Origin of the sequence: Dactylosporangium siamense, from assembly GCF_016862795.1 — a bacterium.
Lineage (GTDB): Bacteria > Actinomycetota > Actinomycetes > Mycobacteriales > Micromonosporaceae > Dactylosporangium > Dactylosporangium siamense.
Genome location: NZ_BONQ01000050.1, coordinates 139352 through 159743 on the forward strand (window position 1 = coordinate 139352; position 20392 = coordinate 159743).

Consider the following 20392-nt stretch of genomic DNA (forward strand, 5'->3'; position numbering starts at 1 on the left):
CGGTGAACGGCGCGGATCGATGGCAGGATGGCTGGATGTCGCAGCGACGGGCGGTGCTCGCCGTGGGGGCGTTCGCGTTGACCTTCGCGGTGCTCGCCGTCACGGCGCTGGTGATCGAGCGCATCGAGCCGGTCGCGCCGTCGGCTCCGCCGGCACCGGCGGCCTCGAAGCAGAGGCTGTTCGCGTGTGCCGTGCCCCAGGGAGCCGACGCCGACTATTGCGGCCGGGTGGTGCAGGACCTCAACCAGCGCGCGGAAATCACCGACCAGACCCGAGCGGACCTCAGCGACGAGGCGCGGACCGTCGACGAAGTGTTGAACCCCAGGCAGGCGTGCCGCGCGGTGCAGACGACACCCGGCGGGCCGGCCAGGCAGGTGTGCGACCGGGTGCTGCCCGACCCGGCGGTGCTGCTCGCCAGGCTCGATGACGCCGGGTTCACGGGCGCCGTCGTCCGCCCGGCCGCTGCCGGCGACCCGGCACCCGCGGGCTCGCTCTTCTACGCGGTCCCGGTCCGCGGGGCGTGCATCATCGGCGCGGTCACCGGGCTCCCCGACGGTGTCGGCAGCCGCGTCGCGGGCACACTGGCAAGCGGCGCCTGCGCCTGATCCGGCCGATCGCGTGCCGGGCCACGGCGACGGGCAGCCACAGGTGCCCGGCCGCCTGGACACCTCAGCTGAGAGCCGCCCCCGGCGGTCTGAAGGCGGCGCGGAACGCGGCGACTGTCGCGGCCTCCTCGCCGGCGACCAGGGTGGCGGCGGTCTTGACGGCGTTGATCGCGGCCAGGAGCTGGTTCTCGTCGCGGGCGGAGGTGACCGCGAAGAGCGCCGACACCCGTGGGTCGATCCGGGGCGGTGGCGCGTCGTCGCCGAAGTGGATCGTGACGTGTTGGGTGAGGCTGCCCGGTGGCACCTCCAGGAGGTGGGCGAGGGCGGTGTCGAAGTCCGTGAACGCCGGCGGGGCGGGGGCGCCGCGGTCCAGGGCGTCGAGGGCCTCGGCGACCCAGGGGCGGACGGCAATGCCGGTCCGGTCGCAGACGTTGCGGGCGGCCCACGCGGCCATCGCCCGCAGCGTCGCCGGGGCGGTGGCGTCCAGCTCGTCGACCAGGTCACGGTCCACGGCGGCGAGGCCGACGGCCCACGGCGCGATCTGCAGCAGCCGTTCGCTGGTGGGGACGCGGCCGCTCCAGTACCGTGCCTCGTCCTCGCGGCGCCACTGCTCGTCCTGCCGGTCGCGGGCAGCCTGTTCGAGGCGGGCCGCCTCGGCGCGGGCCTCGCGGGTCGGCGGCGGTGGTGACTGCTGGGCGTGGCGGTGCCAGGAGGCGGCGCCCGCGCTGGTCTGCTTGACGACACGGTCGGGGGCGGGCGGCGCGGGCCAGAACTGCACCAGGTACCGCTCCGGCGGGTCGGTGCGCTCGTCTGCGTCGTTGTCGAACCCGACGCCGCTGAACCGGACGCGGTAGTCACGCGGATCCAGGGCGATCCGGTGGCCGGGCCCGCCCCACTCCTGGAGCCACACGTCGGCGGTGTCCGGCAGGTACGAGACCTCGACGACCTCCTCCCACACCCGGTCCGGCGGCGGCTCCGTGTCGTGCAGCTCGACCCGGACCGGCACCCGGCCGGTGTGCAGGCCGGTGGTGAACGTGAGGCTGCCGGGGTCGGCGGCGCCGCAGAGGCCGTTGCGCTGCCCGCCGACGCCGGTGCTGGTGCCGTATTCGTCGCCGCTGCGGATGGAGAACAGGTGGTAGTGCACCGGGATGACCTGCTCGAACAGCGTCCGCACCACCCGATTCTCACCCGCCGGAGCCGGCGCCGTGGGTGGTTCGTGACGTTTGCGGCTGGCCGTCGCGGTCAGTGTGCGGGCATGGCTGAACTGTTCCTGGTCACCGGGGCGACCGGCAAGACCGGCGCGTACGCCGTCCGTCAGCTGCTGGAGCGCGGCGCGCCGGTGCGGGCGCTCGTGCACCGGGCCGACCCGCGGTCCGCGGAGCTGGCGGCGGCGGGTGCGGAGGTCGTGGTCGCGGACCTGCTCGACCCGGCCGCGGTGAGCGCCGCCACCCGCGACGTCACGGCCGCCTACTTCGCCTATCCGATCATCCCGGGGCTGCTGGAGGCGACCGCCACCTTCGCGCAGGCGGCCGCGGAGGCCAGGGTCGAGGCGATCGTGAACATGTCACAGATCTCCGCGCGCCGGGACGCGGGCAGCCACGCGGCGCGGCAGCACTGGCTGGCCGAGCGGGTCCTGGACTGGTCGCCGGTCGCGGTCACCCACCTGCGTCCGACGTTCTTCGCCGAGTGGCTGATCTCCTTCTACCAGCCCGACGGGACGCTGCGGCTGCCGTTCGGCGCCGGACGGCACGCGCCGATCGCCGCGGAGGACCAGGCCCACGTCATCACCGCGATCCTGCGGGAGCCGGCGCCGCACGCCGGGCGGGTGTACCGGCTGTTCGGCCCGAAGGAACTGAACCACCACGAGATCGCGGCGGAGATGTCGGCGGCGCTCGGCCGGGAGGTCCGGTACGCGCCGGTCAGCCGCGACGCGTTCGCCGACCAGCTGCGCGGCCGGGGGTTCGGCGAGCACATCATCCAGCATCTGCGGGCCGTGGCCGTCGACTATCGCAACGGGGTGTTCGCCGGCACCAACGACGTGGTGCGCACGATCGGCGGGAGCGAGCCGATGGGCGTGCGGGAGTTCGTCACCCGCAACAAGCGGTACTACGACGAGCGGTCGACGATCGACTTCTGGTGATGCGGGGGCGGAGGCGCGGGCAGGAGGCGGCATAATCCGGGGCATGCCGTCGAGCCCGGATGATGCGCCCGCCCGTGGCCGGCGTGGGCGCCGGCCGGGGCAGAGCGAGACCCGGCAGGCGATCCTCGACGCCGCGCGGGCCCGGTTCGCCGCCGACGGCTTCACCGCCACGACGATCCGGAAGATCGCCGCGGACGCCGGCGTGGACGCGTCGCTCGTCATCCAGTTCTTCAAGTCCAAGGACGAGCTGTTCGGCGCCGTGCTGTCCGTGCCGCCGGCGGCGCTGGAGCGCATGACCGACGCCTGGGGCGGTCCGGTGGACGGCCTCGGGGAGCGGGTCGCCCGGGCCTTCCTGAGTGTCTGGGAGCAGGACCCGGAGGCGTCCGGGCCGCTGCTGGCGATGCTGCGCGGCGCGATCGCCCAGGAGCAGGCGGCCGCGCAGCTGCGGGACTTCATCGAGGCGCGGCTGATGCGGGGCGTACACGCCCACCTGCGCGACGACCACGACACCCGGCTGCGGGTCGGGCTCGCCGCGGCCATGCTGATGGGCATCATCGTCGCGCGATGCGTCGTGCGCGTGCCGACCATCGCCGACGAGGACCTCGACGCGATCGTGGCCACGACGAGCGGCGCGCTGCAGACGCTGCTCGTGCCCTGACGGGTTCGCAGGTGGTTCACAGCTGGGTCACGGCTGGTTGTACACGTTCACCGACACAGTGGGTGCTCAGCAGGCAAACTGTGCGTAGTGAGCGGAGGAACGATGCGGAACCAGCCGACATTCGAGGGGCGGCCGCTGGCCCGGCCCGATGAGGAGCTCGTCGACCAGGGGCTGGGGTTCGACCTCGGGACCTTGATGGGGCGCCGGCAGATCCTGCGGGTGTTCGGCATCGGCGCCGCCGCGGTCGGGCTGGCCGCGTGCGGCAGCGACCCGTCCGCCGAGACGGGCACGTCGTCGTCCACCGGAACCTCCGCCGGGTCCACCGGGTCGTCCGGTGAGATCCCCGACGAGACCGCCGGCCCATACCCTGGCGACGGATCCAACGGGCCGAACGTCCTGCAGCAGAGCGGGATCGTGCGCAGCGACATCCGGTCCAGCTTCGGCACCGCCAGCGGCACGGCGCAGGGCGTACCGATGACGCTCGAACTGACGATCAAGGACCTTGCCAACGGCGGCAAGGCGTTCGCCGGCGTCGCCGTCTACGTCTGGCACTGCGACCGGGAGGGCCGGTATTCGCTGTACTCCGAAGGCGTCACCGACCAGAACTACCTGCGCGGTGTGCAGGTCGCCGACGCCGCCGGCAAGGTCCGCTTCACCAGCATCTTCCCCGCCTGCTACTCCGGGCGCTGGCCGCACATCCACTTCGAGGTGTACCCGGACCAGGCCGGCATCACCGCCGCCGGCAACGCCATCGCCACGTCGCAGGTGGCGCTGCCGAAGGACGTCGCCGACAAGGTCTACGCCACCACCGGCTACCAGGCGTCCATCGCCAACCTCGCCCAGGTCACCCTGCAGGACGACAACGTCTTCGGCGACGACGACGGCGTCAGCCAGCTCGGCACCGTCACCGGCGACGTCGCGGGCGGCTACACGGTCTCGCTGACCGTCGGGGTCGACACCGCCACCAAACCGACCGGTGGCAGCATGCCCGGCGGCGCGGGCGCGCCGGGTGGCCCGGGCGGTCCCGGCGGCTCCGGTGGCCCGGGCGGGGCGCCGCCCAGTGGCCCCCGCCCGAGCGGCGCTCCGTCCTGACCGGCATGATCGGTGGCGATGCCGAACACTCGGAACCTCCGCCACGACCGTGTTTCCGCCTCGCTCGCCGCCCGCAGTGACGACGAGCTGACCGCGTCGCTGCGGGCCGCGCCGGCCGGGGCCGTCGGCGTCGGCGGCGGGTCGTCTGTGATCGACGTCGAGGGCGCGCCGGTGTTCGCCAAACGGATCCCGATCACGGACCGGGAGCTGGCCCATCCGCACAGCACGGCGAACCTGTTCGACGTGCCGGTGTTCTGCCAGTACGGCATGCACACATTCGCCGGGCCCGGCTTCAGCGCGTGGCGGGAGCTGGCCGCGAACCTCGCCGTCACCGAAGGGGTGCTCGCCGGTGAGGCGGAGTGCTTCGCGCTGCTGCATCACTGGCGGGTGCTGCCCGGCCGCCCGCCCGTCGCGGACGAACACCTCGACGTCGACGCCGTCGTCGCCCACTTCGACGGAAGCCGGGCCGTGCGGACCCGCTTCGACGAGCTGGCCGCGGCGACCTCGAGCCTCGTGCTGTTTCTCGAGTTCGCCCCGTTCGCACTGCCCGACACGCTGACGGACCCGGTGGCCCGGGCCGCGACGATCGAGCGGCAGTTGTTCGACATCGTGGGCTTCCTCGGTACCCGCGAAATCCTGCACATGGACGGGCACTTCGGCAACATCCGGGCCGACGACGAGCGGATCTACCTCGTCGACTTCGGCCTCGCCACGTCACCGCGGTTCGACCTGTCGGCCGCCGAGCGCGCCTTCGTCGCGCGGAACCTGGGCCACGACGCCGACTACGCGGCGATGCGGCTGGTGAACTGGCTGGTGACCGAGGTGTGCGGGGTGCCGGTGGGGGAGGGCGTCGCGGCCCGCAACGCGTACGCCGGCCGGTGCGCGACCGGCGACATCCCGAGCGACGTGCCGCCGGTCGTGGCGGAGATCCTGGCCCGGCACGCCCCGGCCGCGGCGCGGATGAACGACTTCATCTGGCGCCTGTACGGCGGCGACATCCACGCGGAGTATTCCGCGACGTGATGCCCGGCGTTTCCACGGTCATCGCCCGGGTACTGCCAGGCCATGACAACCCTTCTCCGCGCCGCGGCGCTCGGCGCGGCGGCGGGCGCCCGGAGCGTGACGCCCGTCGCCGTCCTCGCCCTGCGGAGGCCCGGCTGGGGCCGTGCCGTGGCTGGGGTCGCGGCGCTGGGTGAGCTCGTCGCCGACAAGCTGCCGCGGACACCGAGCCGCCTGAAGCCGGCGCCCCTTGCCGGCCGGATTGTGCTCGGTGCCGTCGCTGGTGCCGGGTACGCCCGCCGGCAGGGCGTGGCACCGGTCGTCCCGGCACTGGCAGCGGCCGCCGCGGCGCTCGCGGCCAGTTACGCCGGAGCGCGGTGGCGGGCGTACGCGGCCCGGTCGTCGTTCAGCGTGCCGGCGGCCGTCGCGGAGGACGCCGCGGCGGTGGCGCTGGCCTGGGTCTCAGCCCGGCGGTGAGGCGCCCGGGACCTGAAGCCGGCGTGCGCGGCGCAGAGCTGGCCACAGACGTCAACGACGGTGCGGTGTCGGGCCGGGCCTCATCCGGAAACTGGCGCCGCGATCACACGGACCGATGCTCGTGGAATCCGCCTCACCGCGGTGCCTGGCAGTTCACCACCCAGCAGGGAAGACGGCGCTTTCGACGGAAGCCCGCGATGGCGCATGTCACGCGGCGCGGCGTTGTCCTGCCGCGATCCGCTGCTTAGCCTCGCGCCATGCCCGCCGCCTGGACCTTCGCCGTCGCCCGTGACGATCTCGCCCGGACCACCCTCGTCGACGGGCCGGTGCCCGAGCCGGCCGACGGCGAGGTGCTGCTGCGGGTGGACCGGGTCGGCCTGACCGCCAACAACGTCACCTACGCCGTGCTCGGCGAGTCGATGCGCTACTGGGAGTTCTTCCCGCCCGAGCCCCGCGGCCTCGCCGCCGGCCAGGGACTGGTGCCGCTGTGGGGTTTCGCCGAGGTGGCGGTCTCCACGGTGCAGGGCATCGACACCGGGCAGCGCCTCTACGGCTACCTCCCGCCGGCCAGCCACCTGGTGGTGCGCCCCGTCCGGGTCGACGCGACCGGCTTCCGCGACGGCGCCCCGCACCGCGCCGAGCTGCCGTCGCCGTACAACGCGTACCGGCTGACCACCGGCGACCCGGCGTACCGCGGCGACCAGGAGGACCTGCTGATCCTGTTCCGGCCGCTGTTCTTCACCTCGTTCATGCTCGCCGACCAGCTCCTGGACAACGACTGCCACGGCGCGACCCAGCTGCTGCTGTCCTCGGCGTCGAGCAAGACCGCCTACGCCGCCGCCTTCGAGCTGCGCGGCCGCGGCCCGCGGCTGATCGGGCTCACGTCCGCCGGTAATGTCGCCTTCACCGAGTCGCTCGGCTGCTACGACCGGGTCGTCTCCTACGATGACGTCACCGCTCTCGACGTGGTGCCGACCGTGTACCTCGACCTGTCCGGCGCCCCCGCCACCCGCGCCGCCGTCCGCACGCATTTCGGCGACCGGCTCGTCCGCGACGTCGCCGTCGGCCTCACCAACCAGGTCCCGAACGCCGGCGCCGCCGGTGAGGTCTTCTTCGCGCCGACCCAGATGCGCAAGCGCACCACCGACTGGGGCCGCGACGGCCTCGACCACCGCTTCAGCGACGCCTGGCACCGGTTCGCCTCCGCCGCCGCGGGCTGGGTCGACGTCGAGACCGGCCACGGCCCGGAAGCACTGCGGGCGGCGTGGCTCGACGCACTCGCCGGCCGCACCCCACCTCGGACCGGCAGCGTCGTCCAGCTCTGAACGCCATCCGGATCAACGGTCCTCGGGACGCACCCACTCCCGCTGGTCCGGCTCCTCGTGCTGCGGCTCGTCCTCGTCGTCGACCAGCCCGCACTCGAAGGCGAAGACCAGCAGCTCATATCGCCGGCCGGCGTGCGGCTCGGCCGCGGCGAGTTCGTCGAGGAGCTCGATGAACCGGTCGCGCTGGTCGTCGGGCAGGCCGAGGAGGTGCGAGACGGCGCTCTCCTGCGTCTTGACCGCAACGTGCAGGTCGATCTCGTCCTCGTCGCAGGCGCCCACCCACCACTGCACGTCGACGAAGATGCCGGCGACGGCGGGCAGCGACGCGGCGTCCGCTGCGCCGGCCTCGATGCGGGCACGTTCGTCCGCGGGCAGGCGCGCGAGCAGCCAGTCGACGCTGCGCCGCATGCGGGCCAGCGCGTCCGCGTCGACGTCCGGTTCGTCCCGATCGCCGGTGACGTGGTCGTCGAGCCACGACAAGGTGCCGGTTGCCAGGTGGTAGAGGGAACGGGCGAGCGCGGCGTCGCGCTCAAGGGTGGTCACGGACGGTGCCTCAGATCGTGTCGGTGGGGGCTTTGATGGCGAAGCGGGTGGTGGTGCGGAACCGTGCGGCGTTGCTCGCCGGTGAGCACGTCGATCTGGGTTGCCCAGCGGGATCCCGAAGCCGGCCCGCATCGTCCGGACGGCCTGCGGTGATGCCGGCCGGGACCAGCTCGCCCATGCCGTGCGCAGCGGAGTCCGGGCCGCCAGCAGCAGAGGTCTGGTGCAGCTCTGTGGACGTCGTCAGAACTACCCGGTGCATGGGCCACGGCCGCTCAATGGCCGAGGATGTCGGTCAGGTCGCGGAGGACCTCCGAGGCGGTCACGTCGTCGAGTTCGGCGAACGGGAGCGTGAGGTGCTGGGGGAGCCAGTCGCCCCACGCGCGGTGGTTCAGCCAGACGGTGGTGACCTCCTGCTCCGGGGAGATGTCGTGGGCGCCGATCGGGATGCCGGGGTTGAGGTCGATGACGACGGCGCGGCCGGCCGGGGTGGGGCGCCAGATCCAGCACTGGACGCCGGCGTCCTGTGGCACGCCGCGTTGCCAGCCGCGACGTTCGAGGCCCAGGAGGGTCGTCGTGGGCGCCTTGCGGCCGGCGAACCGGGTGAGCTCGGTGGACGCCCGCTCCTCGGCGGTCAGTGCATGCACCGCACGGCCCAGCTGGGCGAAGGGCTGGAGGATCTCGTAGTCGGCGAAGATCTCCGCCCACCCGGCGACGTGCGGCCCGAGCTGCCGTGGGTGGGCGACGGCGACCGTCGCTGCGGGCGGCAGGTCGAAGGCGTTGTCGTCGGCGTCGGCGAACGTGCCGTCCTCGGCGACCCGGAACGCGACCGGAGCAGCACCGCCGGTGGAGACCGGCGAACCGCCGCCGGTGGAGGCCAGCGAACCGCCGTCGGTGGAGACCGGCGAACCGCCGCCCTCGCCCCCCGGCGAAGCGTCGCCTGTGGAGGCCGACGAACCGCCGTCGGTGGAGGCCGGTGAAGCGCTGTCGGTGGAGACCGGCGAACCGCTGTCGGTGGAGGCGGTCCAGACGAGGCGGCGCACGATGTGGCCCAGGAGGGGGTGGGCGACGAGGTGGTCGCGGAACGACGACGCGGACCAGTGGCGTTGCGACACCATGGCGGCCTCGAGGCGGTGGATCTGGTCCGCGGCGATCGTGCGGACGTCCTTCTTCAGGCCGCTGTAGCGCAGGTACGCCGCCGGGGCGAGCGTCTCGTCGTCGCGGGCGCCCGGCTTCGGCAGGTCCTTGCGGCGGGCGCCGGTGGCGTCGGTGACGTAGGGCTTGAGGTGCTCGTCGAAGCCGACCACGAACTGTCGCGGACCGTAGTCCAGGCGCAGGGTGCCGGTCGCGTCCAGGCCGAGGTCGGGCACGAGCCGGTCGGCCAGCTGCTCGGCGGTGAGCCCCAAACCGGCGGCGACCTCGGCGACCTTCTCCGTCGCGCGCTCCTTGAGGCCCTTGAACTTCGCCTTCCGGGCGATGCCGTGCAGGTGGGTCAGCGCCAGGTCGGTGCCGATGCCGGCGAGCACGTCGAGGCCGGTCACCGCCTTGGCGTGGCCGCCCTCGCCGGGCCAGGCGCGGATCACCGGGGACAGCCGGCGGACGGTGTCGTCGTCGCCGAGCCACTGCAGCGCCTGCAGCGGCCAGGGCTCCTTCGGTGGCGCGCCGACGGACTGCCACTGCGTGAACATGGCCCAGGCGAACTCGGCGACGGACCGCCGGTCCAGCGAGGAGAGCACGAGGGGCACGCCGGCATACACCTCGCCGGGCCGGGAGATGGCCAGCATGGTGCAGAAGTGCCGGGCCGGCTCGGTGCCGAGGGCGGCGGAGCGGTCCTCGAGCAGGATCCTGGGCAGCAGGCCCGGGTCCGCCCAGGCCGGCAGGTCGGGCATCCGCGCCGGGAGTGCCTCCAGCGAACTCCTGCCCAGCAACGACTCCAGGGCTGCTGCGGCGGCGGGGCCGTGCGTGGCGCCCGCGGCGAGGACGTCGTCGCGGTGCCGGATCGGGATCGCGCGCAGCGCCTCCTCGGCGGCTCGGCGGGCGGGGCCGGACGGGCCGAACGCGGCCGGGGTCAGCGCCCGGGCGGCATAGGCCGGGTGCCTGTCGAGCCAGGCCAGCACCACGCCGCGCGACGACTTCAGCCGGACCAGGGTGGCGGCCATGTGCGTGGCGACTTCGGGGCTGGCGAACGGCAGCAGCAGCTCCGTGCACGCGGCCGCGTTCTTGCCAGCCAGGTGCAGGGCGGCGGGCAACGCGGCCAGCTCGTAGCGGGCGGCGATTTGCGGGAACCACTGCGGGGAGTCCCAGATCCGCTTCGGTTGCCACGCCGGCAGCAACGAGACGATGAGCGCCGGAGGCCCGGTGATCATGAGGGTGGCCTCGTAGTGGCCTTGCAGGTCGCCGGCCCGGAACTGGGCAGCGGCAGCGTCGAACGCCCCCTCCAGGTTCCACCACGCCGCGGGCTGTGCGCGCATCGCGGCCCAGGTGTCGCGTTCGCCGGGCGCCCAGTCGATGACGGGCTCCGCAGCGGCGGTGAGGCCCTTGACGACCGTCGGCTTGGAGGAGGCACGCGTAGCCGTCCACGGCGGCGTGACCAGCACCTCGGGCAGCGCCGACGCGGGGGCGTCGGGGACGGCGCTCAGGTCCGCGAGGACCGCCTCGACCCGCTGTCGCGAGGCCGCCGGCAGCGACGGCAGCTCCGAAGCGACGAGGTCCTGGTTGGCGAGGACGTGGACCCGCAGCAGGTCCCGCGCCGCCCGGCCGGTGGTGGCGGCGAGCAGGCGCAGCGCCCGCCGTGGGTAGCGCCGGGCGGCGTCGAGGGCGGCGACGGGCACGTATTTGCGGTCGAGGCGGTCGAGCAGCGCGGTGAACGCCTCGTCGGTCGGGAGCTGGGCGAGCATGCCGAGCAGCCGCTGCTGGACCTGGGCGTCGAGATGGCCGGTGTCCAGCCAGCCGATCAGCTGAGGGGTGACCGCCGTGCCCGCACCGTCGATGGCGGTGGCGAGGGCCGGAAGGTCGCGCGCGAGCGTCCAGGGGGCGGTCGCGGTCAGGTGCTCGGCGGTGCTGGCCGAGCACCACAACAGTTTGCGCAGGAAGTCGTCGTCGGCGGCCACGCTGTCCTCGTCGACCCACGACCCCCGCGAAGGGGCCAGGAACGACGTGGCCGCCCGCCGCTGCGGCGAGTGGTCGCGGTGGCCTTCGAGGACGGCGACCGCCGCGGCGTGCTCGTCTTCGGACGCGACCGCGAGGGCCGCTCGCACCCGCCCGGCGAGCGCGAGCCAGTGCGGGAAATAGGCCCAGCTGCCCTGGGTGCCCGCCATCAGGCGGGTCGGGGTGGGACGGCCGTTGTGATAGTGCCCGCCGACGTCCAGCCCGACGGCCGCCACGGTGGCCTCGGCGGCGAACACGACGCCACGCGTGGCGATCCACAGGTCGGCGAGCCCGGCCAGCCGGGCCAGGTCGACCCAGCCGAGGTGGAACGACACCACCTGGGTCACGGCACCGGCTCCGGCGGCCGGCCCGGTCAGAGGGTCGGCGAGATAGGCCCGAGCCGCCGCGACGAGGCCGGGATCGCTGTCAGGGTGGGCCAGCCGGGCCTCGATCGCCGGCGCCGCCGCCTCGAGCAGCGCAGGACCCGCGGCGCGGTCGAGCTTCAGCGCCGGCCCTGGCGCTCCGCCGCGTCGCGGGATGAACACCTTGCGCCACGCGGCGGAGAACACCAGCAGATCCTCGTCCATGCCGGTGACTGTAACGACGGGGTCTGACAAAAATCGTCAGCCGCCGACGTACGCCGCGAGATGCGAACCGGTCAGCGTGGAACGATCGGCGACCAGCGACGCAGGGGTCCCCTCGAACACGACCCGCCCACCGTCGTGCCCGGCGCCCGGCCCGAGGTCGATGATCCAGTCCGCGTGCGCCATCACCGCCTGGTGGTGCTCGACCACGATGACCGACTTCCCCGCGTCGACGAGCCGGTCCAACAGCCCGAGCAGATGCGAGACGTCGGCGAGGTGCAGCCCGGCGGTCGGCTCGTCGAGCACGTAGATGCCGCCCTTGTCCGCCATGTGGGTCGCCAGCTTGAGCCGCTGCCGCTCGCCCCCGGACAGCGTCGTCAGCGGCTGGCCGAGGCTGAGGTATCCGAGCCCGACGTCGGAGAGCCGGGTGAGGATGGCGTGGGCGGCCGGAACATGAGCGTCCCCGGGACCGAAGAACGACAGCGCCGTGGACACCGACATCGCCAGGACCTCGCTGATGTCCGCACCGCCGAGCTTGTGCTCCAGCACCGACGCCTCGAACCGCTTGCCTTCACAGACTTCGCACACTGTGGCGACGCCCGCCATCACCACCAGGTCGGTGTAGATGACGCCGTTGCCGTTGCAGTTGGGGCAGGCACCCTCGGAGTTCGCGCTGAACAGCGCCGGCTTCACCCCGTTGGCCTTCGCGAACGCCTTGCGGATCGGGTCGGCCAGCCCCGTGTACGTCGCCGGGCTGCTGCGCCGTGACCCCTTGATCGGGCTCTGATCGACGGAAATAACCCCCATGTTCAAAGGGATCGACCCGTGCACCAGCGAGCTCTTCCCGGACCCCGCCACCCCGGTGACCACGCACAGCACCCCGAGCGGGACGTCGACGGACACGTCGTGCAGGTTGTGCAGCTTCGCGCCACGGATCTCCAGCACTTCGGAGAACGGGCGCACCGACGCCTTCAGACGAGCGCGGTCGTCCAGGTGGCGGCCGGTGACCGTACCGCTGGAGCGCAGACCGTCAACAGAACCCTCGAAGCAGACCGTGCCGCCGCCCGAACCCGCCCCGGGACCCAGGTCCACCACGTGGTCGGCGATCGCGATGACCTCCGGCTTGTGCTCCACCACGAGCACCGTGTTGCCCTTGTCCCGCAAGCGCACCAGCAGCTCGTTCATTCGCTGGATGTCGTGCGGGTGCAGGCCGATCGTCGGCTCGTCGAAGACATACGTGACGTCGGTCAGCGGCGATCCCAGGTGCCGGATCATCTTCACCCGCTGCGACTCACCGCCGGACAGCGTGCCCGAGGGCCGGTCCAGCGACAGGTACCCCAGCCCGATCTCGACGAACGAGTCGAGCGTGTGCCGGAGCGCGGCGACCAGCGGAGCCACCGAGGAATCCCCGATATTCGAAACCCACGACGCCAGATCGCTGATCTGCATCGAGCACGCGTCCGCGATGTTCTTGCCGTCGATCTTCGACGAGCGGGCCTCCTCGCTGAGCCGGGTGCCGCCGCATTCCGGGCAGACCGCGAACACCACCGCCCGCTCCACGAACGCGCGCACGTGCGACTGCAGCGCGTCGACGTCCTTGGACAGCATCGACTTCTGGATCTTCGGGAGCAGCCCCTCGTACGTGAGGTTGATGCCGTCGACCTTGATCTTCGTCGGCTCCCGGTGCAGCAGGTCGTGCAGCTCCTTCTTCGTGTACTTGCGGATGGGCTTGTCCATGTCGAAGTAGCCGGAGCCGCTGAAGATGCGGCCGAACCAGCCCTCCATGCTGTAGCCGGGGATCGTGAGCGCGCCCTCGGACAGGGACTTGCTGTCGTCGTACAGCTGCGAAAGGTCGATGTCGTTGACCTTGCCGCGACCCTCGCAGCGGGCGCACATGCCGCCGGTGATGCTGAAGCTGCGGCGCTCCTTCACCGTCTGGCCGGCCTTCTTGATCGTGACGGCGCCGGCGCCGCTGATCGAGGCGACGTTGAACGAGAACGCCTGCGGCGAGCCGATGTGCGGCTGCCCGAGCCGGCTGAACAGGATGCGCAGCATCGCGTTGGCGTCGGTGGCGGTGCCGACGGTGGAGCGCGGGTCGGCGCCCATCCGCTGCTGGTCGACGATGATCGCGGTGGTCAGCCCCTCCAGGACGTCGACGTCGGGCCGGGCGAGCGTCGGCATGAACCCCTGCACGAAGGTGCTGTAGGTCTCGTTGATCAGCCGCTGCGACTCCGCCGCGATCGTGCCGAACACCAGCGAGCTCTTGCCCGAGCCGGACACCCCGGTGAAGACCGTCAGCTGCCGCTTCGGGATCTCGATGCTGACGTCCTTGAGGTTGTTCACCCGCGCGCCGCGCACCCGGATCAGCTCGTTGCCCATCTCGTCTCCAAATCCGTCCGACTGAGGTCCACGCTAGTCGCTGGCCGCCGCGACCAGCCGCGACCCGACAACTCGCGCGGTGTGCCGCAGTTCAGGACCCCCGAGGATCCGGAACGGCACCGGCAGCGCCGCCAGTTGCTCGGCATACCACCACGGGTTCCCGGTCGTGCCGGTGAGGCGGCACGTGTCCGCGTCGGCTGCTTCGAGTTTCCCCAGCGCCGGGGGTACGCGACCGGCCACCGTCGCCAGCGGTGCCGCCAGGATGAGTGAGACGCTGTACTCCCACCCGACCGCGAGATGCTCCTCCAGCACGGCAACGGCGTCGAACGGCGCCGGCGGCGTGAACCCCTCGGCGGACACCTCGACCCGCTGCACCCGGTCGAGCCGATACGCGCGCCGGTCGGCGGCGGCGTGCGACCAGCACACCAGATACCACCGGCCGTGCCGCACCACGACCGCCCACGGGTCGATGACAAAGTCCCTTTCGGAGCCGGATTCGGTGCGGTACCAGATCCGCACCCGCACGACATCGGCGCACGCCTGCACGAGCGTGGCCGTGGTCTGCGGGTCGGGGCGGGCGGCGGCGCGGTCCGGGGCCGGCGCGGTGGTCTTGCGGACCGCGTCCGCCTGCGCCGCGACCTGCGCCGGCAGCGCCCGCACGATCTTGCCGAGGGCCGCACCGACCGGGGTGGCCGGGTCGCTCGCGTCGTGGTGGCCGTCCAGGACCGCCATGACCAGGCTGAGCGCCTCCGCCGAGGTGAACGTCAACGGCGGCAGCCGCAGGCCACGGCCGACGCGGTATCCGCCGTAGGGCCCCCGGACCGACTCGATCGGGATCCCGGCGTCGCGGAGCACCCCGACGGAGCGCCGCGCGGCCCGCTCCGACACGCCGAGCCGCTCCGCCAGCCGGTCGGCGGTGATCCCCGGGTTGGCCTGCACGACCTCGAGCGCGAGCAGCGCCCGCGCGGCGGGACCGGGGCCGGAATCCACCGCATCACCTTAACCGGACGCGAAACGTCCGGAACCTGCCCTACGGTGCGAGGCATGGCCTTCCTGGATGAGCCGTCGGCGACCGCCGGCGAGACCGAGATGCTGCTGTTCGCCCTCGAACGATCCCGTGCCCAGTTCGCCTGGAAGAGCGGCGGCCTGGACGCGGCCGGGCTGCACCGCCCCCAGCCGCCGTCGACGCTGACCCTCGCCGGGCTGCTCAAGCACCTGGCGCTGGTGGAGGAGCGGTACACCATCGACTTCACCGGCGAGGCGCCCGGACCGCCCCTCGACGCGCCCGAGGCGAGGACCGACCCCGACTGGGTGTGGCGCAGCGCCGCCGACGACACCGCGGAGTATCTCTACGGCCTGTGGCGCGGCGCGGTGGCGCACTCCCGGGAAGCTCTCGCCGCCGCGCTCGCCGACGGCGGCCTGGACCAGCCGGCGAAGTACAGCACCGACGACGAGGGCAACCCGCCGAACCTGCGGCGGATCGTCGTGGACCTGCACGACGAGTACGCCCGCCACGTCGGCCACGCCGACCTGCTCCGCGAGGCGATCGACGGCCTGGTGGGGGAGGACCCGCCTTTGGGAAAGCTTTCGTCCGCGTGAAGAGTTGCGCATGCGCCGTCACATGGCTTGCCGAAAAGGTTTTCGCCCAGTTGACTCCTCCGGCATGGACCTGCACGGCAAGCGTCGCTTGATTGTCGTTTTCGGCGTCGGTACGGCGGCAGCCATCGCACTCGCCTCGACCGTCCTCTGGTTCACGGGATCCGGCGGCGACAACGGGACGCCGCAGGCCCGCGCCCAGCAGGCGGGCCTGCCCTCCGAGGGCGCACAGGCCCTGGGCGCCGCCGCCTCGGCGTCCGCCTCGCCGTCGGCCTCGACCGCCGGTGCGTGCGCCCGCCCGGTCGGCGCGGCACCGGCGGTGCGGGTCACCGACGTCCCGGTGGGATCGAGCGTCACCGGCTACGGGCGCGAGGGCGACACCGACCCGCTGCCGATGGCGATCGCGGCCCGGCCCGACGGCGGGTCGTGGCTGGCCTGGCTGGGCACCGACGGCAAGGTCCACCTCGGCCGGCTCGACTGCGCCGACAAGCTCGTCGGCACCCCGACCACGTTCACCGGCATCGACCTGCAGGACGTCCAGGCCGACGCCACCGGCGGGGTCCTGCTGCTCACCCGCAAGGGCACCTGCGGCGGCGGCACCCTGTGCGGCGGCTCCGCCAGCCCCTGCAACACGATGCACATGATCCGGTTCGACCTGAACGGGCAGCAGGTGTGGGAGCGGCAGGTGACGAACCTGACCGGCGGCCGCACCGGCTACGACGACGGCGCCCGGTTCGTCTGGTGGTATCAGCACCACGGCCGGCTCGCGTACGACGGCACCAACTACGCGGCCTACTTCGGCGTCGCCATCACCGTGAAGAACGGCGCCTGCGTCGACATCCACGAGGGCGACCGCATGCAGGTCGTCGGCCCGAACGGCGCGCTGGTGCCCGGCCACGACAGCTTCGAGGTCGGCTGCAGCCACAGCTGGACGACCCGGATCGCCTGGGATCCGCGCACGAAGCACTTCGCGATGGTGTGCGCCACCGACAACGCGTGCCGGATCGCGCAGCCGAACCCGTACCGGACCGTGGCCGCCGGCACCTGCGACGGCACGCTGTTCGGCGGTGACCTCGTCCTCGCGCAGCCGAAGGGGTACTGGACCGCGTGGAGCCAGGGCGGGACGGCCCGCCTCGAACGCTTCACCACCGGCGCGTCCGACCAGCACATCGGTACCACGGCGAAAACGGCACATCCGCACCTGGTCGCCTACGGCAGCGGCCGCATGCTGCTGGCGTGGGAGTCCGGCGCCTCGATGACCGCGCAGGCCTACGACACCACCGTCGGCAAGACGGTCGGCGGCACATTCCCGATCGGCGTGAAGGACCACGCGTATCAGGCGTTCAAGGCCTACCCGGACGGCAGCGTCGCCTACCCAGCGGCCGGCGGCAACGCCACCACGATCAGGGTCGCCCGAGTGCTGCCGATGGGCTGAATCGCCGCCCGCACGTCGCGCGGTGTTCACCGACGCACCGCGATGATGGACCCCATGGTGTTGAACAGACGCGACGTCCTTGCGGTCACCGGACTCGGCCTCGTCGGCGGCGGGGTCGGTGGTGCGTTCCTGAGCTCCGGCCCGGCCGCCGCCGCGCCGGGCGGCAACGGCCGGCCGGTCGACGGATACGGCCCGCTGAAACCGGCCGGCCGGGAGCTGGCGCTGCCCGCCGGGTTTACGTACCGGACGTTCGGCGCGGCCGGCACCAGGATGAACGACGGCCTCGCGACCCCGGGCTGCCACGACGGGCAGGCGCTGTTCGCCGCCGGCCGGGGCAGGGTGCGGCTGATCCGCAACCACGAGCTGGACCTGGACATCCCCGGTGTCACGCGGCGCGCGCTCGGACCGCGCGACGCCTACGACCGCGCGGCGCCGGCCGGGTGCACGTCGTCGCTGTACGACATCGCCGCCGGCCGGCTCGTCGAGAGCTTCCTCGTGCTCAACGGCACGCTGTCCAACTGCAGCGGCGCGCCGACGCCGTGGGGCTCGTGGCTGACGTGCGAGGAGACCACCGACGGTGTCGGCGCCGGCTACGAGAAGCCGCACGGATACGTGTTCGAGGTGCCGGCCGACGCGCGGGGACCCGTGCCGCCGGTGCCGCTGAAGGCGATGGGCCGCTTCGAGCACGAGACCGCGCCGGTGGACCCGCGCACCGGGATCGTGTACATGACCGAGGACAACGGCGACCCGGGCGACGGCTTCTACCGGTTCGTGCCCAGCCGCCCCGGAAAGCTCGCCGCCGGTGGGCGGCTGCAGATGCTCGCCGTCACCGGCGAGAAGGGCTACGACACGGCCACCGGACAGCGGGTCGGCGAGGTCCTCGACACGCACTGGGTCGACATCGACGAGCCGGACCCGTCCGACGCCGAGGACAACCCGGGCGCCGTCTACTCGCAGGGCCGCGCCCGTGGCGGCTGCCGGTTCCTCGGCCTCGAGGGCTCCGCGTGGGCGGACGGCGGCGTGACGTTCGTCGCGAGCGAGGCCGGCGACGGTGGAAACGGCCAGGTGTGGCGGTACGTGCCGGACGGCCACGACCGCGGGACGCTGCAGCTGCTCTTCGAGTCGCCGAACCCGAAGACCCTGAACCAGCCCGACACCGTCGCCGTCGCCCCCGACGGCACGATCCTGCTCGCCGAGGACGGCGACGGCGAGGACGAGGACGGCGGCGACAACTGGCTGCGGGTGCTCACCCCGTCCGGCGGCATCGCCAACCTGGCCCGGGTGATCGAGCCCCTGGACCTGCACTACTGGAACCCGGAGGACTTCCCTTCACCGGGGCCGACCGGCGCCAGCGAACTGGCGGGCGCCGTGTTCACCGCCGACGGGCGGCACCTGTTCATCAACGTGCAGTATCCGGGGGTGACCTGCGTGATCACCGGCCCGTGGCACAACGGGCGGCGATAAGGCTGCGATCCTTGCACGATGGAGCAGGGGTACCGGCGCTCGGCCGGATCGGCACGGGGCGAGGCGCGGCGGCAGGCGCTGCTGGAGTCGGTCACCGAGGACCTGGCGGAGCACGGCCTGGTCGACTTCTCGCTGCGGCGGGCCGCGCGGGCCGCCGGCACGACCCACAAGGTGCTGCTGTACCACTTCGACGGCGTCGACGACCTGCTGGTGCAGGCGGTGGACCGGCTGCGCGCCCGCCGTATCGACAACAGCATGGCGGCCGCCGCGCTGCGGGCCGGCGAGGGCACCCTGGCGGCCCGGATCGAGGCGTTGTGGCCGGTGCTCATCGACCCGCGCTCCGGGCACCGGGTGCTGGAGCAGTCGACCGGGCTGGCGATGTACGACCCGGCCCGCTACGCGAAGTTCGGCCGTGAGGCGACGTCTCAGTACCTGCCGCCGCTGCTCGCCCTGTGCCCGCCGGACTGGTCCGAGCGGCGGCGCACCGAGGTCGCCGAGCTGATCCTCGCCACGCTGCGCGGGTTGCTGCTCAACCGGGTCATCGGCGCGGACCCGGCGAGTGTCGAGGCCGGGTTCGCCGCCCTGCTGCGCGCGCTGGAACGAGAGGAGGCCTCGCCCTGATGTGAACCATGTGGTTCACTTGGCGCATGGCCGTCATCGAGCTGTCCGCCGGAACCATCGACTACGAGGACACGGGCGGCGACGGACCCGCCGTCCTGCTGCTGCACGGGCTGCTCATGGACGGCTCCCTCTGGGACGCCGTCGTGCCCGAGCTGGCGGGGTTCCGGTGCGTGGTGCCGACCCTGCCGCTCGGCGCCCACCGCCGCCCGCTGCCCGGCGCGGACCTGTCGCTGCCGGCCGTCGCCCGCCTCGTCACGGACCTCGTCGAACGCCTCGACCTGCGCGACGTCACCCTCGTCGGCAACGACACCGGCGGCGCGGTCGCCCAGCTGATCGCCGCCGACCCGGCCAGGGCAGAGCGCTTCTCCCGCCTGATGCTCGTGTCCTGCGAGGCGTTCGACAACCTCCCGCCCGGCCTCACCGGCCGCACCCTGGCCGTCACCGGCAAGCTCCCACCGGCCGCGTTCAAGGCGTTCATGCAGCAGATGCGGCTCAAACCCATGCGCCGACTGCCGCTCGCGTTCGGCTGGCTGACGAAACGCGGCGACGCCACCACCGCCCGGTGGATCCGGCCCGTGCTCGACGTGCCGGGCATCGCCGTGGACACCGTGCGGGTGCTGCGCGCCGCGTTCGCCGACCGGGACCTGCTCGTCCGCGCCGCGGCGGGGCTGCCCGGGTTCGACCGGCCCGCCGCCGTCGTCTGGGCGGCCGGGGACCGGGTCATGCCTCCGGACCACGGCCGCCGCCTGGCCGATCTGCTGCCGCAGGGCCACCTGGTCGAGGTCCCGGACAGCTACACCCTGATTCCGCTCGACCAGCCGGCCCTCCTCGCCAAGGTCGTGCGGGAGCTCGCGGCGTGATGGTGTGGTTGCCACTGCCCAGTGCTGTGGTCGGGCCGGCCTGCCACGGGCCCTTTCAGTCGGCCCGGCCGGCGCCCTGCACCGCGATGCGGCGCAGGGCGCTGCTGAGGCGATACTTGGCGGTGCGGCCCCGGCCGGCTGTGTCCATCGCGGCGGGCGGCAGCCGCAGGGCGAAGTCCGCGATGTGGCGCAGCTGCCGCGGCGGCGGCTCCGGCGGCAAGCGCCAGCAGGGGGTCCGCACGTCGTCGGTGTGGATCCAGGTCTCGAACGCCCGCTGCGTCAGCACCTCCCGCAGCGGCCGCCAGGCCGGCGCCCGGCCGGTCAGTGGGGCGGGCCGGTCCAGGGCGGGCGGCTCGGTCGCGGCGATGGTGCGGACCAGTTCGCCCGCCTGCGACCGCCGGCGCCGCCGCACGTCCACTGTGGAGTCGTCCGGCCCGCCGCGCCGCACGATGCGGTCACCCGGCCCCCGT

General features: G+C 73.2%; 18 protein-coding genes. 12 read left to right on the plus strand and 6 right to left on the minus strand.

Features of this window, described 5'->3' with window-relative positions; translation table 11 throughout:
* Positions 1-35 precede the first annotated feature (35 nt).
* Complete coding sequence (locus tag Dsi01nite_RS16455; RefSeq protein ID WP_203847019.1) at positions 36-605, plus strand: hypothetical protein; 570 nt, start codon at positions 36-38, stop codon at positions 603-605.
* A 64-nt stretch (positions 606-669) separates the two neighbouring features.
* Here the strand turns inward: Dsi01nite_RS16455 and Dsi01nite_RS16460 are convergent, their stop codons facing one another.
* Complete coding sequence (locus tag Dsi01nite_RS16460; protein ID WP_203847020.1) at positions 670-1779, minus strand: hypothetical protein; 1110 nt, start codon at positions 1777-1779, stop codon at positions 670-672.
* Between the two features lie 81 nt (positions 1780-1860).
* Between Dsi01nite_RS16460 and Dsi01nite_RS16465 the strand changes: the two genes are divergently transcribed.
* The 6 genes from Dsi01nite_RS16465 (at position 1861) to Dsi01nite_RS16490 (ending at position 7296) form a co-directional block, all read left to right on the plus strand.
* Positions 1861-2745, plus strand: a complete 885-nt coding sequence (locus Dsi01nite_RS16465) for an NmrA family NAD(P)-binding protein (RefSeq protein WP_203847021.1) — start codon at positions 1861-1863, stop codon at positions 2743-2745.
* Positions 2746-2788: 43 nt separating this feature from the next.
* Positions 2789-3403, plus strand: a complete 615-nt coding sequence (locus Dsi01nite_RS16470) for a TetR/AcrR family transcriptional regulator (protein ID WP_203847022.1) — start codon at positions 2789-2791, stop codon at positions 3401-3403.
* A gap of 102 nt (positions 3404-3505) precedes the next feature.
* Positions 3506-4495 (plus strand): intradiol ring-cleavage dioxygenase, encoded by a 990-nt coding sequence (locus Dsi01nite_RS16475; RefSeq protein ID WP_203847023.1) that lies wholly within the window; start codon positions 3506-3508, stop codon positions 4493-4495.
* 18 nt (positions 4496-4513) lie between these two features.
* Positions 4514-5518 (plus strand): protein kinase family protein, encoded by a 1005-nt coding sequence (locus tag Dsi01nite_RS16480; RefSeq protein ID WP_239135930.1) that lies wholly within the window; start codon positions 4514-4516, stop codon positions 5516-5518.
* 42 nt (positions 5519-5560) lie between these two features.
* A complete protein-coding gene (locus Dsi01nite_RS16485; RefSeq protein WP_203847024.1) occupies positions 5561-5971 on the plus strand; it encodes a hypothetical protein in 411 nt (136 codons plus the stop codon).
* Positions 5972-6228: 257 nt separating this feature from the next.
* Positions 6229-7296, plus strand: a complete 1068-nt coding sequence (locus Dsi01nite_RS16490; protein ID WP_203847025.1) for a DUF2855 family protein — start codon at positions 6229-6231, stop codon at positions 7294-7296.
* Between the two features lie 12 nt (positions 7297-7308).
* Here Dsi01nite_RS16490 and Dsi01nite_RS16495 read toward each other — a convergent pair whose 3' ends face one another.
* From Dsi01nite_RS16495 to Dsi01nite_RS58325, 4 genes are all read right to left on the minus strand, one after another.
* Positions 7309-7839 carry a hypothetical protein gene (locus Dsi01nite_RS16495; protein WP_203847026.1) on the minus strand — a complete coding sequence of 177 codons (531 nt, stop codon included), beginning with the start codon at positions 7837-7839 and terminating at the stop codon, positions 7309-7311.
* A 272-nt stretch (positions 7840-8111) separates the two neighbouring features.
* Positions 8112-11570, minus strand: a complete 3459-nt coding sequence (locus Dsi01nite_RS16500; RefSeq protein WP_203847027.1) for a DUF4132 domain-containing protein — start codon at positions 11568-11570, stop codon at positions 8112-8114.
* A gap of 36 nt (positions 11571-11606) precedes the next feature.
* The gene (locus Dsi01nite_RS16505) at positions 11607-13946 is read right to left on the minus strand and encodes an ATP-binding cassette domain-containing protein (RefSeq protein WP_203847028.1); all 2340 of its coding nucleotides are present in this window, start codon (positions 13944-13946) and stop codon (positions 11607-11609) included.
* Between the two features lie 33 nt (positions 13947-13979).
* Positions 13980-14936 carry a helix-turn-helix transcriptional regulator gene (locus tag Dsi01nite_RS58325; protein WP_203847029.1) on the minus strand — a complete coding sequence of 319 codons (957 nt, stop codon included), beginning with the start codon at positions 14934-14936 and terminating at the stop codon, positions 13980-13982.
* Positions 14937-14990: 54 nt separating this feature from the next.
* Between Dsi01nite_RS58325 and Dsi01nite_RS16515 the strand changes: the two genes are divergently transcribed.
* From Dsi01nite_RS16515 to Dsi01nite_RS16535, 5 genes are all read left to right on the plus strand, one after another.
* Complete coding sequence (locus Dsi01nite_RS16515; protein ID WP_203847030.1) at positions 14991-15545, plus strand: mycothiol transferase; 555 nt, start codon at positions 14991-14993, stop codon at positions 15543-15545.
* A gap of 88 nt (positions 15546-15633) precedes the next feature.
* A complete protein-coding gene (locus tag Dsi01nite_RS16520; RefSeq protein WP_239135931.1) occupies positions 15634-16977 on the plus strand; it encodes a hypothetical protein in 1344 nt (447 codons plus the stop codon).
* Positions 16978-17031: 54 nt separating this feature from the next.
* Complete coding sequence (locus Dsi01nite_RS16525) at positions 17032-18441, plus strand: alkaline phosphatase PhoX (RefSeq protein ID WP_203847031.1); 1410 nt, start codon at positions 17032-17034, stop codon at positions 18439-18441.
* Between the two features lie 18 nt (positions 18442-18459).
* Positions 18460-19062, plus strand: coding sequence for a TetR/AcrR family transcriptional regulator (locus tag Dsi01nite_RS16530; RefSeq protein WP_203847032.1), 603 nt, complete (start codon positions 18460-18462; stop codon positions 19060-19062).
* A gap of 26 nt (positions 19063-19088) precedes the next feature.
* Positions 19089-19922 carry an alpha/beta fold hydrolase gene (locus Dsi01nite_RS16535; RefSeq protein ID WP_239135932.1) on the plus strand — a complete coding sequence of 278 codons (834 nt, stop codon included), beginning with the start codon at positions 19089-19091 and terminating at the stop codon, positions 19920-19922.
* 55 nt (positions 19923-19977) lie between these two features.
* On the opposite strand, the gene Dsi01nite_RS16540 is transcribed toward Dsi01nite_RS16535, so the two are convergent.
* Positions 19978-20370, minus strand: coding sequence for a hypothetical protein (locus Dsi01nite_RS16540; RefSeq protein ID WP_203847034.1), 393 nt, complete (start codon positions 20368-20370; stop codon positions 19978-19980).
* Positions 20371-20392: the final 22 nt, after the last annotated feature.